The sequence below is a fragment of the Tateyamaria sp. genome (assembly GCF_039940735.1).
Lineage (GTDB): Bacteria > Pseudomonadota > Alphaproteobacteria > Rhodobacterales > Rhodobacteraceae > Tateyamaria.
Genome location: NZ_JBDVGB010000037.1, coordinates 21,238 through 38,831, shown reverse-complemented (window position 1 = coordinate 38,831; position 17,594 = coordinate 21,238). Strand labels below are relative to the sequence as shown.

Genomic DNA, 17,594 nt, shown 5'->3' with positions numbered 1-17,594 from the left:
GTTTTCCGATATCGGAAAACGCTTACCCTGCATGCAGGCCCCGCCCTTTCAACAACGCTTCAACCCCCGGCAAACGCCCGCGAAACGCTTTATACAATGCGCCCGCATCTGCAGATCCACCTGTACTTAGAATATGGGTTTCAAGCGCCCGCGCCTGCTCGGGGTCAAATGGCCCGCCAGCCTCTTCAAAAGCGGCAAAGGCGTCAGCGTCCATCACCTCGGACCACATGTAACTGTAGTAACCCGACGAATACCCATCACCCGCAAAAACGTGGGCAAAATGCGGCGTGGCGTGGCGCATAGAGATCGCCGAAGGCATGCCCATTTCATCCAGCACCTGAGCCTGTGTTGCCATCGGGTCAGCCGGTGCCGCCCCTTCGTGAAAGGCCAGATCGACCATGGCCGACGCCACATATTCCACCGTCTGGAATCCCATGTCATAGGTTGCCGCCGCCAGAACATTTTCCAAAAGCGCCTGCGGCATCGCGGCACCCGTGTCTGCATGCACAGCAAATTCACGCAGGACCTCAGGGACTTCCAACCAATGTTCATAAAGCTGACTTGGCAGTTCCACAAAATCACGCGCCACCGAGGTTCCGCTTATGCTTTCATAGGTCACATCCGACAGCATCTGATGCAGCGCATGTCCGAATTCGTGAAACAAAGTGCGCGCATCATCATAGCTCAACAGCGCGGGATCGCCCTTGGCAAAGTTACACACGTTGATGACAACAGGGGCCTGCACCTCTGGGAACTTGGCTTGAGCCCGCATCGCCGAACACCACGCCCCGGATCGTTTCGAACCACGCGCGAAATAATCGCCAATAAACACGGCCACATGCGCACCCTTGCGCGTCACTTCCCACGCGCGGCAATCAGCGTGATAAAGTGGGACATCAAGTGGCTTAAATTCCAACCCAAACAGGCGGGTCGCACAAGAAAACGAAGCTTCAATCATGCGCTCTAGCTGAAAATAAGGCTTCACCTCGGCCTCATCCAGATCATGCAATTCCTTGCGCCGACGCTCGGAATAAAAGCGCCAATCCCAAGGTGCCAGCGGGCCGTTGACCCCGTCCTGAACCATCATCTGTTCCAAGACCCAAGCATCAGCCACAGCCTGTGCTTTCGCCGGTTTCCACACGTCCATCAGCAGATCACGCACGGCCTCGGGTGTTTTGGCCATTTCAGTTTCAAGCTTATAGGCGGCAAAATTATCGTACCCAAGGAGTTTAGCCCGCTCTTCGCGCAACGCCAAAATTTCGGCTGCGATGGCGCGGTTGTCTGTTTCGCCGCCGTTCGCCCCACGTGCGGTCCACGCTTTATACGCCACTTCGCGCAAGTCACGCCGGGTAGAGAACTGCAAAAACGGCACGATCAACGACCGTGAAAGGGTCACAACCGGGCCTTCGACACCCTTTTCCTGCCCCGCCGCACGCGCGGTATCAACGACAAAGGTCGGAAGACCAGACAGGTCACCCTCGTCCAGTTCCATGAACCAATCACGTTCGTCCGCAAGCAGGTTCTGCGTGAAAGACGTCCCAAGTTCTGCCAACCGCCCTTTAATCACTTTCATCCGGGCTTCGCCCGCGCCGACCAAAGCAGCGCCCGACCGCACAAACCCGCGATGGGTCAGCATCAACACCCGCGCCTGTTCGTCCGTCAGCCCCAGCCCATCGCGCGCGTCGTGCACAGCCGCCACACGTGCAAACAGCGCTTTGTTGCCGGAAATCTCCGCAAAATGGGCCGCCAGTTTGGGTGAGAAATCACGCTGCAACGCCTCGCGCGCCGGATTACTGTCAGCCCCTGCAACCGTGTAAAATGTGCCCAGCACTTTGTTCAAATCATGCCCGACGGCTTCAAGCGCTTCGATCGTATTGGCAAAAGTGGCTGCTTCGGTATTGCCTGCGATTGCATCAATCTCGGCGCGGTGACGTTCCAGCGCGACATCCAACGCAGGCGCAAAATCCTCGTCCTTGATCGCATCAAAGGGGGCAATCTGAAACGGTGTGTCCCAGTCCTGCAAAAGCACGTTGGTCATAAAAGTGTCTCCTTTGATATTACATGTAAGGCCAAGGTCACCCCGTCGCCACACCTGCACCACAGGTTGTGCAATCAACGCGGCGTTTCAGCGTGATTTTCCGGCTTTCACCATAAAGTGCGTCGTAAATAACCATTTCTCCGCGCAACGGCGCACCGGCCCCCGTGATCAACTTCACGGCCTCAAGCGCCATCATCGATCCCACCACGCCCGGCAAAGGGGCAATGACGCCAGCCTCGGCGCAAGATGGGGCCAATTCAGGCGACGGAGCATGTGGAAAAATACAAGCATAGCAAGGTGCACCTTGGGCCGGATCAAAGACACTGACTTGGCCTTCCCATTGCGTCAGCGCACCAGAAATCAGCGGCAAACCAGCGCGCATGGCAGCCGCATTTACCAAATACCGCGTGTCGAAATTATCCGTGCCGTCGATCACAAGATCATACTCGACCATCAATTCGTCAACGATCTCCGCGCTCAGACGACGATGGTAAGGGCGCACCGTGACAAAGGGGTTTTGGGCCTGCATCGCGGCTTGGGCCGAAAACACTTTGGGCATACCAATACGCGCGTCCGTATGGATGACCTGCCGTTGCAAATTGGTGTTCTCCACCACATCATCATCAACAACGCCAATGGTGCCAACGCCAGCCGCGGCCAAATATTGCAGTACAGGCGCACCAAGTCCCCCTGCCCCGACCACCAAAACCCGTGCACCTTTCAACGCTTTCTGCCCAGCACCGCCAACCTCACGCAGGGCAATATGGCGGGCATAGCGGTTCAACTCAGTGTGCGAAAATGTACCCTTCTGAACGGGCGTTGATTGTGCCTGCTGTGCACGCCCACGCAAACGTTGCAGCCCATAGCGATAAAGGAAAACCAAGGCGGCGCCTCCACCAAGGATCAGCCAGCCTTCTGGTCTTTCGCCTGTCGCCATACGCAAGGGGTGGCCAAACGGCAGCGCGACGTGCAATGCCAGAACCCCGACATACAACAACCCGATTATGTTCCAACGCGCGCGTTTTGGAACTTTCATCACAGCGCCAAAACCCCACAATGCCGCACCAAAAGCAAAAACCAAAAGCATCAACCGCGCCCAGTCGAGCCAAAGCCGCCTGCGCCGCGCTCAGTCTCATCCATGGTGTCCACCTCTTCGAATACGGCCTGCACAACAGGGGCCAAAACGATCTGCGCAACACGCATGCCATGACTGACTTCAAACGCAACATCAGATGTGTTCAACACAATCACCCCCACCTCTCCGCGATAATCACTGTCGATGGTGCCCGGGCTATTGACCAACGTAACGCCATTCTTCAACGCAAGACCCGATCGCGGGCGCACCTGCACCTCAAAGCCCAAAGGCACCGCCATCGCCACCCCGGTTGGGATCAACACCCGCGCACCCGGCGCGATGCTCACAGTTGCACCCTCAGGCAAGTTTGCACGAATGTCCGCTCCAGCAGCGCCCGCAGTTTCATAGCGCGGCAAAGGCACAGACATATCCGCACCCGCCAATCGCCTTATTCTCAATGCAACCTGATCCATCTTCATCTTGCCAAATAAACTCAAATTCCAACCTGACCAAACTCGATCACGTCAAAGCGTCTGCGATCTGTTGCGCCAATTGAGCCGCGACATTTGCCTTTGACGTACGCGGCCAAGTTTCGGCACCAACGTCCGAAATCACAGTCACAGCATTCTCTGACCCACCCATGATACCTGTCTGAGCCGAAACATCATTGGCCACGATCCAGTCGCACCCTTTGCGCAGCCGTTTCGCGGTGGCATTGTCGATGACATCATTCGTCTCAGCAGCAAAACCCACGACAAGACCCGGACGGCCCTTTTCCATCTGCGCCACATGCGCCAAAATGTCTGGGTTTTCCGTGAATTGTAAGGTGGGCATTTTGCCCACCACTTTTTTCAACTTCCGATCGCTCGCCCCTTCAACCCGCCAATCCGCGACAGCAGCCGCAAAAATCGCAGCGTCTACCGGAAGGGCCGATAACACGGCAGTTTTCATTTGCTCAGCGGTCTCGACATTAACCACCTCAGCGCCAAGAGGCGGGGACACATCGGCGGGCCCGGTGACAAAAATCACCTCGGCTCCAAGGTCAAGCAACGCACGGCCCAGCGCCGCGCCCTGCGCCCCGGACGAGCGATTGGCGATATAGCGCACCGGATCAATCGGTTCATGGGTGGGACCTGAGGTCACCAGCACCCGTTTGCCGGACAAAGGTCGCGGACCAAAATGCGCCTGAACCGCAGCCACGATCTCAAGCGGCTCTGACATGCGCCCGGGGCCGTATTCGCCGCACGCCATGTCGCCCTCATTTGGACCGACAACTGTCACCCCATCGCTTTGCAATTGCGCCAGATTGCGCTGTGTGGCGGCATGATCCCACATGCGCACATTCATCGCAGGCGCAACCATCACAGGCGTGTCTGTGGCCAACAGCAAGGTCGAAGCCAAATCATCCGCACGCCCCTGCGCCATCTTGGCCATGATGTCGGCCGTGGCTGGGGCCACAAGGATCAAATCGGCAGAGCGGGACAATTGAATATGCCCCATCTCGGCCTCATCTGTCAGATCAAACAGGTCACGAAACACCTTTTCCCCCGCCAGTGCAGATACCGACAAAGGTGTCACAAATTGCTCTGCCGCGCGGGTCAACACCGGGGTCACCGCAGCGCCGCGTTCACGCAGACGACGGATCAAATCGAGCCCCTTGTAGGCCGCGATGCCACCGGTAAGGATCAATAAAATGCGTTTATTTTGCAACATAGGTCACGCTCCGGCGCGGGGTTGGATCGGCCTGACCTTACGGTGCTGACGCCCCAAGAGCCAGCCCAACTGCAAAAGGGAAGCATCGCAGATGTCTTGGTGTCCCCGATGTCATTGCGGCCCCTGGTTTTGGCGTTCAATTGCTGACTTTGAACGCATCGCAGGGATCGCCGCGATCCGGCGCTGGCGCATCAGCCATCACCCAAGAAAACAGCCCCGCAGGCGCATCGCCACGCTCACCCTGTCCGACGCTTACAACATCTAGATCAGGGCGCACGCGTGATAGATAGGTCGGCACCCCCCAATCCGTACGCGCATGCCCATTGCCCGTGACCAATACGACCGGCAGGCCATAAGTATCGATGGCCTCAATCACTGTGCGCGCAAAGACGGCATCGCGCAATCGTTGCGCTTGGACCATCCCGCCCATCATCTCGTGCGGCATGACTGCGCAATGGGCATCGAATTGCAACGCTTCTCGGGTCTCTTGTTCAGTCTTTGGCAAAGGCGCGGTCAGCCCGTAGATATCTGCGTCTTCGCCGAACACGGACGCCGCCCCATCACCAAACGCAGCACGCATATCATCACGCGACAAAGCCGCCCCCACGATCACAGAGCTAACCGATAAGACGCCTGCGTAATCCGCGATATTGTTCCAGTGAAACGCAGCGCTTGCCGCCTGCATTGCAGCCACATCGCGTGGCACGTCGGCCAAAAGCGCGGCCTCTTGCGGTGTCAGCATTTCAAACACAACGGCTTTGGGTTGAATTTCGTTCACAGCATTCTGTTGGCGCGCATGATGTGTTGGATTGTCGTGGTTTTCGCCCAAAACCAGCACATCCGCTGTGCTTTCAGACCACTCAATCGACGCAGCAGACAAAGAGACCGACGCACAGAACGCAGCGGCCGCCAGCCCAAACTTAGATATCACATGCTTCATAAAAGGAAGTGGTGCACTTCCCGGCTTTGGTTTTCAAGCGACTTACGCATTTTGGCGAATGCAGCAGCCTCAAGCTGGCGCACGCGTTCTTTGGACAGTTTCAGTTCATCTCCAAGGCTTTCAAGCGTACGCGGTTGATCGCGCAACTTGCGTTCGCGGACAATAAAACGTTCGCGTTCATTCAGGGAATTCAACGCAGACAAAAGCCACGCGCGCAGTTGCTCGGTATCGTGGCTGTGCTCAACCGTTTCATCAGCCTGTGCGCTTTCGTCAACCAAGGCGTCGATCCATTCCCGCCCTTCATCCTCGGCGGATTGGGTGGCATTGAGGGAATAATCAGAGCCAGATAGGCGCCCTTCCATCATTTCGACGTCGTGCAAGGGCACGCCAATTTCTGTCGAAATCATCTGGCGCATTTGCTGCTTGTCGAGCGCTTCGCCTGCTGACGCGCTTTCGCGTTCTAGCCGCGCTTGGACACGGCGCATGTTAAAAAACAACGACTTTTGCGAAGACGTCGACCCCGTGCGCACCATGGACCAATTGCGCATGACATAGTCCTGAATTGACGCCTTGATCCACCACACGGCATAGGTCGAAAAGCGCACGCCACGGTCCGGATCGAACTTATCAGCCGCTTTCATCAGGCCCAGTCCGGCCTCTTGGATCAAGTCATTCATCGGCGCGCCATAGCGTTTGAATTTGGACGCCATAGAAATGGCCAAACGCATGTAGGCCGTGATCAGTCGGTGCAGCGCGGCCTCGTCCCGATCGTCCCGCCATGCATAGGCAAGGCGTAATTCCGTTTCGGCATCAAGCAGTTCCGCTTTCATCGCTGTGCGTGACAACGAGAACTCTCTGGCAGTGTCCAATGGCATGTCGATCATCCCCCTTTGGATGTTATGCTTGTTTTGCGCACTCGATAAGTCTACGCACGGGGTCGCCCACTGGTTCAATCGCGAGTAAGAAAAATGTTGCCTTCCCTGACACTCGTGCTTGGCGGCGCCGCATCAGGAAAGTCGCAAGTCGCGGAAAATCTGATACTTAACAGTGGCTTACAACCGATCTATTTGGCCACGTCACGCATTTGGGACGACGAAATTCGCGACAAAGTAAATGTGCATCGTGCCCGGCGTGGACCCGAATGGCGCACCGTCGATGCGGAACTTGATCTAAGCGTGCCCCTTCAACAGGGGCGCGATGGTGAAGTGTTTCTAGTAGATTGTGCAACGATGTGGCTGACCAATGTGCTGATGGACGATCTGGAAATCGAAGCCGCCCAAAATGAACTGCTTTGCGCACTGGCAATCTGTTCCGCGCCTGTTGTTGTGGTGTCCAATGAGGTTGGCCAAGGTATCGTACCGGATAACGCACTGGCCCGCCGCTTTCGCGAAGCACAGGGGCGGTTGAACATTGCCTTAGCCGCACAAGCAGATTGCGTGTTGCACGTGGTCGCGGGACTGACACAGGCATTGAAAGGCAAAGCACCATGACCACTTGGCATTGGGTGCGTCACGGGCCGACCCACCAAAAAACGTTTACAGGTTGGCGCGATGTGCCCGCGGACTTGTCAGATAAAGGCGCAATACTGCGGCTGGCTGGGCATCTTCCGGCCTCTGCAATCGTGATTTCATCTGACCTCACACGCAGCATACAGACCGCCAACGCCCTGCAAGGCGCGCGGACGCGGTTGTCGCACGATCCGGGCCTGCGCGAATTTCACTTTGGCAGCTGGGATGGTCAGCACTTTTCGCGTGTGGCCGAAACACACCCCGACTTAAGTCGGGGCTATTGGGAAACGCCCGGCGATCACGCCCCCCCCGGCGGAGAAAGCTGGAACGCTGCCGCTGCGCGCGTGGCCAACGTTGTGCGCCGGATCGAAGATACGCACCCGGATGCACATATTATTGCGGTCGCCCATTTCGGCGTGATCCTGACGCAGGTTCAAGCCGTGCTTGGGATCAGCGCATACGACGTACTCAGCCATAAAATTGACCCCTTGTCGGTGACCACCTTGAATCCAATCGCTGGCACCGCAAGCTGCATCAATCACACTCCGTGATGCCCAGGGCCACAAATCAACATTGGCAGTAAACCGTCGCCTTAAAATAAAGGCTTGTTCATGACATATGACCTTTATATCGGCGATCGCACCTTCTCTAGCTGGTCCCTTCGGGGATGGCTGATGATGGAAAAATTCAACGTGGCTTACCGCACTCATCTGGTCGGACTTTATGCCGGGACAATGGGGGACGAACTCAGCCACATTGCTCCGGCCAAGCTAGTGCCCGCCATGAAAACACCTGACGGAACGATTGTCGGCGAAAGCGTGGCGATGGCCGAAACGCTGGCCGAAGCACATCCTGACGCTGGCATGTGGCCGAGCGACCCGGCGGCACGCGCAACGGCGCGCTGGTTGTGTGCAGAAATGGCAAGCGGGTTTGGCGCACTGCGCGGGGACTGCGCCATGCAATTACAACACGTCAATGTGGACTATCAACCGTCCGATGCGGTCCGCGCTGACATCTCTCGTTTGGAAACGCTCTGGGCGCATGCCTCTGAATTCCGAACCGACGGACCATGGTTGTTTGGGGCTTACAGCCTTGCTGATGCATTTTACGCCCCTGTTTGCGCGCGGATTATCGGCTATGATCTGCCCGTCAACAAAGCTGCGCAGGCCTATTGTATGACGACAATCACCGATCCAGCATTCAAAGCGTGGCGAGCCGAAGGGTTAAAAGTGATCTACGATCCGTTTCCGTACGACATGGGCGTCCCAATCGCGGATTGGCCAGCCTGACGCGACACCAAGATTTTTAAAAAGTCTTGGGCCAAATCCTCTGAGAGGATTTGGTGTTGGGCTCCAATATTAACCAATCTTAAACCACCCGCCGCTAGCCATTAACCAAACTTCAGTGAGGGATAATGGATGGTGGCAAGAGCCTACACAGTTGCATTTCAGGGCGTCGAAGCACGCGAAGTCGAAGTGCAATGCGCGATGAGCGCGGGCGCACCCGGTTTTTCCATTGTCGGATTGCCTGACAAGGCAGTGTCAGAAGCACGCGAACGGGTGCGCGCTGCTTTGACCTCCATGTCCATCGCTTTGCCCTCAAAACGGATCACCATAAACCTATCCCCAGCGGACCTGCCCAAGGAAGGCTCTCATTTCGACCTCCCGATCGCGTTGGCCTTACTCGCGACCCTAGGCATTCTACCCCCCGACGCCATTGAAGCCACTGTGGCGCTTGGTGAACTGTCACTAGATGGGACCTTGGTGCCTGTTCTGGGCGCATTGCCCGCTGCGATGGCCGCCGCCGAACAGGATCGCGGATTGCTGTGCCCGGCTGGTTCTGGGTCCGAAGCCGCTTGGGTCGGCGCCACGCGCGTCACCGCTGCTGCGACCTTGGGCGACGTCGTGCGCCACTTTACGGGTCAAGTCCTTCTGGAACCGGCCCGCGCAGGCCAGATCGCAAGCAGTGCCGGCCAGCCCGACATGGCCGATGTCAAAGGGCAAGAGCGCGCCAAACGAGCGCTTGAAATCGCCGCAGCGGGCCGCCATCACTTGCTGATGGTCGGAACGCCCGGTTCTGGAAAATCGATGCTTGCCGCACGCTTGCCGGGCATCTTACCGCCACTCTCAGCGATGGAGGCTCTTGAAACGTCGATGATCCATTCGCTCGCTGGGTTGTTGGACACAGGTGGTATTTCGATGGACCGCCCGTTCCGCGAACCGCACCACACGGCATCTATGCCCGCGATCATCGGAGGGGGACGGGGCGCAAAACCTGGCGAAGTATCGTTGGCGCATAACGGCGTACTGTTCATGGACGAATTTCCCGAATTCCCCCGCACCGTTCTCGAAACCCTACGTCAGCCGATTGAAACAGGCGAAGTCATGATTGCGAGGGCCAACAACCATGTGAAATATCCTTGTCGGTTTATGCTCGTGGCCGCCGCCAATCCCTGCAAATGCGGCTACATGACTGAACCCGCACGCGCCTGTGGGCGCGCTCCTTTGTGCGGGGATGACTACATGGGGCGAATTTCCGGCCCCTTGATGGACAGGTTCGACCTGAGAGTCGATGTCCCGCCGGTCAGCTTTTCTGACCTTGATCTGCCCTGCAAAAGTGACAGCTCTGCTGTCGTCGCTGCGCGCGTCAACGACGCCCGCCTTGTCCAATTGACCCGTTTCAAAGACACACCCTTGCGCTGCAATGCAGATTTAAACGGAGCGGCCCTTGATACCTGGGCGGCCCCCGATGCAGAGGGGCGTGAACTGCTCAGCCGTGTGGCGGATCGTTTCGGGCTGTCGGCGCGCGGATATCACCGCGTTTTGAGGGTGGCGCGGACGATTGCCGATCTGGCCCAGTCTCAAGATTTACGCAAGAACCACATCGCCGAAGCCGTCAGCTACCGGGTTGGCTCACTCGCTCCTGTCTGAGCTTAGCCGTGCACCAACCCAAGCGGCCAACTCATCCAACGTCGCGCGCGCTTCGGGCAACAGGTTGTGAAACATCGGCCACACATGCGGCAAATCTGACGCGACATGCAGATCGACGGCAACGCCTTGCGCCTTCAAACGATCTGCCATGCGCAGCGTGTCATCCAGCAAAATTTCCGTATCGCCAGCACAAAGCCACACAGAGGGCGCGCCAGTAAAATCAGCAAACAAAGGGCTGGCGCGCGGACCAACAGGCGCATGATCGCCAAGGTAGGCCTGCGCTGTCTCTGCCAATCGTGCCGTCGGCAAGACCACATCCTTGGTCGCGTTGCGTTGAATACTCGCCCCCGAAAAGGTCATATCTGTCAAAGGTGAAAGCGCAAACACGCCAGCAGGCAACGCCGCACCCTCGACGCACAGCTGACCCAATAAGGCCAACGCCAGATTTCCACCGGCACTGTCACCGCCAACAATTATGTGTGCCGGATCCACACCTTCGTCCAAAAGAGCACGATAACTAGCCATGCAATGATCGATTGCGGCCGGAAACGGAGCTTCGGGAGCCAAAGGGTAACGGGGCAGAACGGCACGGATGCCAACCCGTTTTGCCAATGCGGCCACAGTTGCGCGCATCGTTCGAGGGCTGCCAAACACATGCGCCCCGCCGTGAAAGTACAACAGCAAAGGGGTGCCGGGCGTCTGAGAGCGAGAAAGCCACAAAGCAGGCAAACCTGCCAAATCGCGCCTCACGCATTTCGTTCCCCAAGGGGCACGAAAGAAAAGCGCGGCCTTCACCTCGAAACTTGCGCGCAAAATAGCGGGGTTGGTCGCGCGTGACAAAAATGGCTTTTCCGTCAGGCGCAACCAAGCGTTCAACAGGTGCGCTTGCCAGCTCATCAGCGTTTGGCCTCAATGGCCTCCCAAATTTTCGCGGCAATATTCACACCGTCAAACCGCTCAAGTTCTTGAATGCCGGTGGGCGACGTTACGTTGATCTCAGTTAAGTAATCGCCAATGACGTCGATCCCAACAAAGATCTGCCCGCGTTCTTTCAAAAGAGGCCCAATGCGGGCGCAGATCTCAAGATCGCGTTCGCTTAGCCCGATTTTCTCAGGGCGACCACCGACATGCATGTTGGACCGTGTTTCGCCTGCCGCCGGGACTCGATTGATTGCACCAACCGCTTCACCATCGACCAAAATCACGCGTTTATCACCGTTGCTGACGTCGGGCAGAAATTTTTGAACAATCAGTGGCTCGCGGCTGAAGCTGGAAAACAATTCGTGCAAAGACGTCAGATTGCGATCATTCGCATCCAAGCGGAATACACCTGCACCGCCATTGCCATAGAGCGGCTTTAGAATAACGTCGCTATGCTTGGCCTTGAAGGCTTTGATCGTTTCAAGATCGCGCGCGATTGTGGTGGGCGGCGTCAAGTCTGGGAAATCCAAAACTAGCAGTTTTTCAGGGAAGTTACGGACCCAAAATGGATCATTCACGACCAAGGCGTGATCTTTTAAGCGATCAAGCAGGTGGGTCGATGTGATATAATGCATGTCAAAAGGCGGGTCCTGACGCAGCCAAACCACATCAAAGTCAGCCAGATCGACTTCGCGCATTTCGCCAAGCTGGGCATGTTCGCCTTGCACCCGCTGCACGGTGAAATCCTGTCCACGCGCAGTGATGCGACCTTCTTGATAGGCAAGTTGATCGGGGGAATAGAAAAATAGGCTGTGGCCGCGTGCCTGCGCCTCTTCGGCCAAGCGAAAGCTGCTGTCGGCATTGATATCAACGTCCCCAATAGGGTCCATCTGAAAGGCGATTTTCATGACGTATCTCCGGCATATTGCTTACCTTAGATGGCCCAGAGAGAGGCGCGGTGCAATGGCATAGGCCTGTGCAAAAGCGCACGACAGCAAAAGCCGCCACTTTGCACGCGTCAAATCCATGCCGCAAAAGCGTTTTCCAGAACGGATACTTGCCCGTGTCGATCCACCAATGCCACGTCAAACCGGACATCCGTCAAAGACCCACGCGGACAAGTCCCAAGATATTCCTCGCCGGTGACGAACAGGCGTTGCACTTGGGCGCGAGTTATCCGGGACATCGCGGTGTCAAAATCTTTGCTTTTCTTCACTTCGACCATAACGACGTCATCACCATCGGCAAAAATCAAATCGATCTCACCCCGCCGCCCTCGCCAGCGGGTTTCCAAGAGCACATAGCCAAGTGCGACGTATTGCGCGGCCACGCAGTCTTCTGCCGCGAGCCCCGCCAAATAAGAGGTACGGCCTTTAGATATCTGCGCCTGAACAACAGGGTTGGTTGCATCAAAATCCTGTACCCTTGGCGCAAACGTCATCGCAATCTTCCTGTCTTAACCACTGTCAATCACGCGACAACAACAACGCCTGTTGATACACTTGTCGCTTGGGCACATCGAAGGTTTCCGACACAAAGGCCGCAGCATCCTTTACCGACATATCCGCGAGCGCTGATTGTAGTGCCGATTCGATGTCTTTTTCATTAACGGCGACCGCTTCGGATCGCCCAATCAGCACAACCACTTCGCCTTTGATGTTGGTGGTTGCGTAATGTTCGGCAAGCTCTTGCACCGTACCGTGCCTCGTTTCTTCGAATTTCTTCGTCAATTCACGGCACAGTGTCGCGGGTCTGTCTGCGCCCAACACTTCGACAGCATCAGCCAACAATGCGCCCGCACGTTTGGGTGATTCGTACATCACCAGTGTTGCTTGTACGCCTGAAAGCGCACGCAGGGCTGTTTTTCTCGCGTTGCGTGTGGTCGGCAAAAAACCGGCGAAATAAAACGCATCCGTCGCCAATCCGCCCACCACCAGCGCTGTCAGCACGGCGGATGGCCCCGGCGCGCAAGTCACCGTAACGCCCGCCACTCGTGCTGCGCGAGCCAGTTCAAAGCCGGGGTCCGCAATCAACGGCATACCCGCCTCAGACGCATAGGCAACGCTTTCACCCGCCGCGGCGCGCGCCACAAGCCTTGCAACAACGGCCTCTCTAGAATGTTCGTGCAACGCCTCGATTCGCCGCCCATCTAGGGGAACCCCGTGAATATCCATCAATTTGCGCAAAGATCGCGTGTCTTCGGCCACCAGCACGTCCGCACTGGCAAGCACGTCCAGCGCCCTCAGCGTAATATCGCGCGCCGTCCCGATTGGCACGCCAACAAACCACAGTCCCGCGCCGAGAACGCCTTTGATATGATTCAACGCTGGACCCGCCTTTTTGTACGTTTATGATCCGGCCCTAGAAATCGGGTCGGCACCTGCACTGCCCCGAATGTTGGGAGTGACTGCATCATGTTCGCGTTTTTAAAGACCCTGCGCAAGGCGACACGCCGCGCTTTTCTGCCAGTAGCCATGTTGGCCCTTGCCGCCTGTGACCCTGCCGCCCTTGGTGGGTTAGGTGGTGGATTGGGGAACAGTGGCCCGAAAATCGACGCTTCAAAGCCCATACCGGTGGCCTTGCTTGTGCCACGCGGATCCGCGCAGGCCAGCGACAACCTGTTGGCAACCAACCTTGAGAACGCAGCCCGCCTTGCGATCCGCGATTTGAGCGGTGTGCAGATCGATTTGCGTGTTTATGGCACAGCAGGCAACGCGCAGACTGCGGCAAGCCAAGCGGCCCTTGCCATCAATGACGGCGCGAACATCATCATCGGCCCGCTTTTCGCCGAAGCGGCGAACGCGGTTGGTGTCGTTGCTGCCGAACAGGGCGTAAATGTTCTGGCCTTTTCCAACAACACAACTATCGCAGGCGGCAACGTCTTTGTTTTGGGCGCCACCTTTGACAACACGGCTAACCGCCTTGTCAGCCACGCCGCAAGCCAAGGCCGTGACAAAATCGTCGTGGTACACGCACGGGACGTCGCGGGGCAGTTGGGTCGCAATGCGATCACCCAAGCAATTGCGCGCAGCGGAGCGACACTTGCAGGCACCGTTGACTATCCACTGTCTCAGGAAGGGCTGCTTGCCGCAGTGCCCAACGTCAAAGCGGCTGTGGACAGCGCGGGCGCCAACGGCGTTTTCCTGACCGCGTCACCTGCCGCGGGGCTACCGTTGCTTGCGCAACTTCTACCCGAAGCCGGCGTGTCGCCATCGACGACCCAGTATCTCGGGTTGACCCGCTGGGACATTCCAGCTCAAACATTGCAATTGCCCGGCCTGCAAGGTGGGTTGTTTACGCTGCCTGATCCGGGTGCCTCATCTGCATTCCGCAGCAAATACGAAGCAGCCTATGGCAGTGCACCGCACCCAATCGCGGGACTTGCCTTTGACGGAATTGCCGCAGTTGGCGCATTGGTCAGCCGAGGCAAGGCAAATGCACTGTCCCATGGATCTTTGACGCAAGGGTCCGGTTTTCAGGGCGCAACGGGTATCTTTCGCCTGCGAGCGGATGGCACCAACGAACGCGGTCTGGCCGTCGCCACTGTGCGCAACAACCAAGTGAGCATCATCAGCCCAGCGCCACGCGGGTTTGGCGGCGCAGGTTCCTAAACCCACACGCCCTGTCAGGAGCATCCCGTGACCGAACTTACCTTGGATGCGCCCGACACGCGCACACGAAACCTAATCTGCGCCGCCTCCGATATATTTGACGGGGCGGCGTTTGACGCTGCAATGCTCAGCGCGAAAAATGGTGCGGCAACAGACGTTCGCGGCGACATATTGGACCACCTCAAAGACGCGCAAACGCAAGGGCGCGCGCGCATCGCAGACGCGTTTCGTGCCGACCCTTTTGCATCGCGCGCAACCATTCGGGCCTATTCCTATCTGACAGACTGTTTGGTGCGCAGCGCGTTGCGCCTTGCGCAAGATGTCCTTCATCCGAACCCCACGCCAACGCAGGGCGAAAAGCTGGCCGTGATTGCCGTTGGTGGGTACGGGCGTGGTGAAATGGCGCCGTTTTCCGACGTCGACCTGCTGTTTTTGACGCCCTATAAAATCACCCCGTGGGCCGAAAGCGTGATCGAAGCCACGCTTTATGTTCTGTGGGACCTCAAGCTCAAGGTCGGCCATGCCAGCCGTACGGTGCGAGACTGCATCCGCCTTGGTACCGAAGATTTCACGATCCGCACGGCCATGCTTGAACACCGTTTTCTGTTCGGAGACGAAACCCTCGCGGCAGAACTCGACACCCGCCTACAGGCCGACTTGTTCGCAGGCACTGAACGTCAGTTCATCGAGGCCAAGTTGGCCGAACGCGAAGCTCGTCACATTCGCCAAGGCCAGCGCTATGTGGTCGAACCCAACGTCAAAGAAGGCAAAGGCGGCCTGCGCGATCTGCAGTCTTTGTTTTGGATCGGCAAGTACACCCATAAGGTTCAAGACCCCGCGGAATTGGTTTCCCTTGGGCTGTTCACCGAGGAAGAGTTTGACGCCTTTGTCACAGCCGAGGATTTCTTGTGGGCTGCGCGGTGCCATTTGCATCTATTGACCGGGCGCCCGACAGAACAGTTGTCTTTTGACATGCAAGTCGCCGTTGCCGAGGCCATGGGTTACAAAGACAAAGCCGGACGGCGTGGTGTCGAAATTTTTATGCAAGCGTTCTTTCGCGAAGCAACCGTTGTTGGCGATCTGACCCGGATTTTCCTCACCAAACTTGAGGCTGTTCACCTGAAAGACGAACCGCTTTTGGAACGGCTGTTCAAACGCAAACGCAAGGTCAAGGCTGGCTATCGCGTGATCCACAACCGCCTTGCGATCAACGACGATGCGACTTTTCTTGCCGATCCGCTAAACCTGTTGCACATCTTCGAAGAAGGCTTGCGTACAGGCATGTTGATCCACCCGGATGCCATGCGATTGATCGCCTCCAACTTGCATCTGATCGACGACGCCTTTCGCAACACGCCCGAGGCACAGCGCCTGTTCCTTGATCTGATGCTGAAACACGGCAATCCAGAACGCGCGCTGCGGCGCATGAACGAACTCGGTGTGCTGTCAGCCTTTATCCCCGAATTCGACGACATCGTGGCGATGATGCAGTTCAATATGTACCACTCATATACTGTGGACGAACATACCATCCAGTGCATCGCGCAACTGGCCATGATCGAAAAAGAAGAATTGGTCGAAGACCTGCCAGTTGCCTCTTCGATCCTAAAGCGGGGCGTAAGCCGCCGTGTATTATACGTGGCATTGCTGCTGCATGATATCGCCAAGGGCAAACCCGAAGACCACGCAATTCTTGGGGCCCAGATGGCGCGCAAAATCGGCCCTCGGTTGGGGTTGAAACAGGACGAGGTCGACACCGTTGAATGGTTGATCCGGTATCACCTGCTTATGTCCGACATGGCCCAAAAACGCGACATCGCCGACCCGCGCACTGTGCGCGATTTTGCCAAAGCAGTGCAGACCGTAAAACGGCTTGATCTTCTGTGTGTGCTGACCGTTTGTGACATTCGTGGCGTCGGCCCGGATGTGTGGAACAACTGGAAGGCCGTGCTGATCCGCGCGCTCTATCGCCAGACCAAGCGCGCGCTTGAGGACGGGATGGAGGCGTTGACTCGCCACAATCGCGGCACCGAGGCCAAGAAAGACCTGCGCGCCGCCCTTTCGGACTGGCCGCGCAAAGACTTGCAAACCGAAACCGCCCGCCATTACGATCCTTACTGGCAAGGGCTGCATGTGACCGCTCATGTGGCCATCGCCAACTTACTGCGCGGACATGCCGGCAACGAGATCGCAATCGACCTACACCCAGACGAAGACCGCGACGCCACCCGCGCCTGTTTTGCAATGCCCGACCACCCCGGCATCTTTGCACGCCTTACAGGTGCATTGGCGCTTGTTGGGGCCAACGTGGTCGATGCGCGCAGTTACACCACCAAAGACGGCTTTGTGACAGATGTGTTCTGGATACAGGACGCTGACGGCAACCCCTATGATGCCGCCCGCCTGCCACGCTTGCGCAAGATGATCGAACGCACCCTTGCGGGCGAAGTCGTCACGCGCGAGGCGATCAAAGACCGCGACAAGGTCAAGAAACGCGAAAAAGCGTTCAAGGTTCCCACCCACATCACATTCGATAACGACGGATCCGACATCTATACCATCATCGAAGTCGACACCCGCGACCGTGCCGGGCTGCTTTATGATCTGACGCGCACGCTGGCGGCGTCAAACGTCTACATCGCCAACGCCGTCATCGCGACCTATGGCGAACAGGTGGTCGACACCTTCTATGTCAAAGACATGTTCGGCCTGAAATATTACACCGAAAGTAAGCAAAAGACGCTGGAAAAACGACTGCGCACGGCAATCACCGAAGGTGTTGAACGGGCTAAGGAATAATAGCCTGCGCGCGAGATCTGCCTCAAGATCTGACTTCAATGCGCGGTGAAACCGCAGGC

General features: G+C 57.2%; 16 protein-coding genes. 6 read left to right on the top strand and 10 right to left on the bottom strand.

What is annotated here, in order from left to right; all coding sequences use genetic code 11:
- Window positions 1-22: 22 nt before the first annotated feature.
- The 6 genes from ABJF76_RS07580 to ABJF76_RS07555 all read right to left on the bottom strand — a co-directional run bounded on the left by ABJF76_RS07580 (window position 23) and on the right by ABJF76_RS07555 (window position 6,641).
- Complete coding sequence (locus ABJF76_RS07580) at window positions 23-2,038, bottom strand: M3 family metallopeptidase (RefSeq protein WP_413822027.1); 2,016 nt, start codon at window positions 2,036-2,038, stop codon at window positions 23-25.
- 37 nt (window positions 2,039-2,075) lie between these two features.
- Window positions 2,076-3,125: a HesA/MoeB/ThiF family protein gene (locus ABJF76_RS07575; protein WP_413822026.1), complete on the bottom strand. Its 1,050-nt coding sequence runs from the start codon at window positions 3,123-3,125 to the stop codon at window positions 2,076-2,078.
- Window positions 3,125-3,586, bottom strand: a complete 462-nt coding sequence (dut, locus tag ABJF76_RS07570) for a dUTP diphosphatase (RefSeq protein ID WP_413822299.1) — start codon at window positions 3,584-3,586, stop codon at window positions 3,125-3,127. The genes ABJF76_RS07575 and dut overlap by 1 nt, the downstream gene beginning before the upstream one ends.
- Before the next feature lie 46 nt (window positions 3,587-3,632).
- A complete protein-coding gene (gene coaBC / locus ABJF76_RS07565) occupies window positions 3,633-4,826 on the bottom strand; it encodes a bifunctional phosphopantothenoylcysteine decarboxylase/phosphopantothenate--cysteine ligase CoaBC (RefSeq protein WP_413822025.1) in 1,194 nt (397 codons plus the stop codon).
- 136 nt (window positions 4,827-4,962) lie between these two features.
- The gene (locus ABJF76_RS07560) at window positions 4,963-5,766 is read right to left on the bottom strand and encodes a ChaN family lipoprotein (RefSeq protein ID WP_413822024.1); all 804 of its coding nucleotides are present in this window, start codon (window positions 5,764-5,766) and stop codon (window positions 4,963-4,965) included.
- Window positions 5,763-6,641, bottom strand: a complete 879-nt coding sequence (locus ABJF76_RS07555; RefSeq protein WP_413822023.1) for an RNA polymerase factor sigma-32 — start codon at window positions 6,639-6,641, stop codon at window positions 5,763-5,765. Before ABJF76_RS07555 ends, ABJF76_RS07560 begins: the two co-directional genes overlap by 4 nt.
- A gap of 93 nt (window positions 6,642-6,734) precedes the next feature.
- Here ABJF76_RS07555 and cobU point away from each other — a divergent pair, with 93 nt between their 5' ends.
- The 4 genes from cobU (at window position 6,735) to ABJF76_RS07535 (ending at window position 10,204) form a co-directional block, all read left to right on the top strand.
- On the top strand, window positions 6,735-7,256 hold the full coding sequence (gene cobU, locus ABJF76_RS07550) for a bifunctional adenosylcobinamide kinase/adenosylcobinamide-phosphate guanylyltransferase (RefSeq protein ID WP_413822022.1): 522 nt from the start codon (window positions 6,735-6,737) through the stop codon (window positions 7,254-7,256).
- The gene (locus tag ABJF76_RS07545) at window positions 7,253-7,825 is read left to right on the top strand and encodes a histidine phosphatase family protein (RefSeq protein WP_413822021.1); all 573 of its coding nucleotides are present in this window, start codon (window positions 7,253-7,255) and stop codon (window positions 7,823-7,825) included. Before cobU ends, ABJF76_RS07545 begins: the two co-directional genes overlap by 4 nt.
- 60 nt (window positions 7,826-7,885) lie before the next feature.
- The gene (locus ABJF76_RS07540; protein ID WP_413822020.1) at window positions 7,886-8,563 is read left to right on the top strand and encodes a glutathione S-transferase; all 678 of its coding nucleotides are present in this window, start codon (window positions 7,886-7,888) and stop codon (window positions 8,561-8,563) included.
- Window positions 8,564-8,692: 129 nt separating this feature from the next.
- A complete protein-coding gene (locus ABJF76_RS07535) occupies window positions 8,693-10,204 on the top strand; it encodes a YifB family Mg chelatase-like AAA ATPase (RefSeq protein WP_413822019.1) in 1,512 nt (503 codons plus the stop codon).
- On the opposite strand, the gene ABJF76_RS07530 is transcribed toward ABJF76_RS07535, so the two are convergent.
- The 4 genes from ABJF76_RS07530 to rsmI form a co-directional block, all read right to left on the bottom strand.
- Window positions 10,187-11,101, bottom strand: coding sequence for an alpha/beta hydrolase (locus ABJF76_RS07530; protein WP_413822018.1), 915 nt, complete (start codon window positions 11,099-11,101; stop codon window positions 10,187-10,189). The genes ABJF76_RS07535 and ABJF76_RS07530 overlap by 18 nt on opposite strands.
- The gene (gene gshB, locus ABJF76_RS07525; RefSeq protein WP_413822017.1) at window positions 11,101-12,033 is read right to left on the bottom strand and encodes a glutathione synthase; all 933 of its coding nucleotides are present in this window, start codon (window positions 12,031-12,033) and stop codon (window positions 11,101-11,103) included. Before gshB ends, ABJF76_RS07530 begins: the two co-directional genes overlap by 1 nt.
- A 110-nt stretch (window positions 12,034-12,143) precedes the next feature.
- Entirely contained in the window at window positions 12,144-12,566 is a 423-nt protein-coding gene (locus tag ABJF76_RS07520; protein ID WP_413822016.1) for a YraN family protein, read from the bottom strand.
- A 25-nt stretch (window positions 12,567-12,591) separates the two neighbouring features.
- Window positions 12,592-13,449: a 16S rRNA (cytidine(1402)-2'-O)-methyltransferase gene (gene rsmI, locus ABJF76_RS07515; protein WP_413822015.1), complete on the bottom strand. Its 858-nt coding sequence runs from the start codon at window positions 13,447-13,449 to the stop codon at window positions 12,592-12,594.
- Between the two features lie 90 nt (window positions 13,450-13,539).
- On the opposite strand from rsmI, the gene ABJF76_RS07510 reads away from it, so the two are divergent.
- Entirely contained in the window at window positions 13,540-14,736 is a 1,197-nt protein-coding gene (locus ABJF76_RS07510) for a penicillin-binding protein activator (protein ID WP_413822014.1), read from the top strand.
- 27 nt (window positions 14,737-14,763) lie between these two features.
- Complete coding sequence (locus tag ABJF76_RS07505; protein WP_413822013.1) at window positions 14,764-17,535, top strand: [protein-PII] uridylyltransferase; 2,772 nt, start codon at window positions 14,764-14,766, stop codon at window positions 17,533-17,535.
- Window positions 17,536-17,594: the final 59 nt, after the last annotated feature.

Coding starts and splice junctions, on each gene's coding strand:
- coaBC (WP_413822025.1), bottom strand. CDS start 4,826: ATGTTGCAAAATAAACGCATTTTATTGATCCTTACCGGTGGCATCGCG.
- ABJF76_RS07535 (WP_413822019.1), top strand. CDS start 8,693: ATGGTGGCAAGAGCCTACACAGTTGCATTTCAGGGCGTCGAAGCACGC.
- ABJF76_RS07575 (WP_413822026.1), bottom strand. CDS start 3,125: ATGCTTTTGGTTTTTGCTTTTGGTGCGGCATTGTGGGGTTTTGGCGCT.
- ABJF76_RS07580 (WP_413822027.1), bottom strand. CDS start 2,038: ATGACCAACGTGCTTTTGCAGGACTGGGACACACCGTTTCAGATTGCC.
- ABJF76_RS07540 (WP_413822020.1), top strand. CDS start 7,886: ATGACATATGACCTTTATATCGGCGATCGCACCTTCTCTAGCTGGTCC.
- gshB (WP_413822017.1), bottom strand. CDS start 12,033: ATGAAAATCGCCTTTCAGATGGACCCTATTGGGGACGTTGATATCAAT.
- dut (WP_413822299.1), bottom strand. CDS start 3,586: ATGGATCAGGTTGCATTGAGAATAAGGCGATTGGCGGGTGCGGATATG.
- ABJF76_RS07530 (WP_413822018.1), bottom strand. CDS start 11,101: ATGAGCTGGCAAGCGCACCTGTTGAACGCTTGGTTGCGCCTGACGGAA.
- cobU (WP_413822022.1), top strand. CDS start 6,735: ATGTTGCCTTCCCTGACACTCGTGCTTGGCGGCGCCGCATCAGGAAAG.
- ABJF76_RS07510 (WP_413822014.1), top strand. CDS start 13,540: ATGTTCGCGTTTTTAAAGACCCTGCGCAAGGCGACACGCCGCGCTTTT.
- ABJF76_RS07520 (WP_413822016.1), bottom strand. CDS start 12,566: ATGACGTTTGCGCCAAGGGTACAGGATTTTGATGCAACCAACCCTGTT.
- ABJF76_RS07555 (WP_413822023.1), bottom strand. CDS start 6,641: ATGCCATTGGACACTGCCAGAGAGTTCTCGTTGTCACGCACAGCGATG.
- ABJF76_RS07545 (WP_413822021.1), top strand. CDS start 7,253: ATGACCACTTGGCATTGGGTGCGTCACGGGCCGACCCACCAAAAAACG.
- ABJF76_RS07560 (WP_413822024.1), bottom strand. CDS start 5,766: ATGAAGCATGTGATATCTAAGTTTGGGCTGGCGGCCGCTGCGTTCTGT.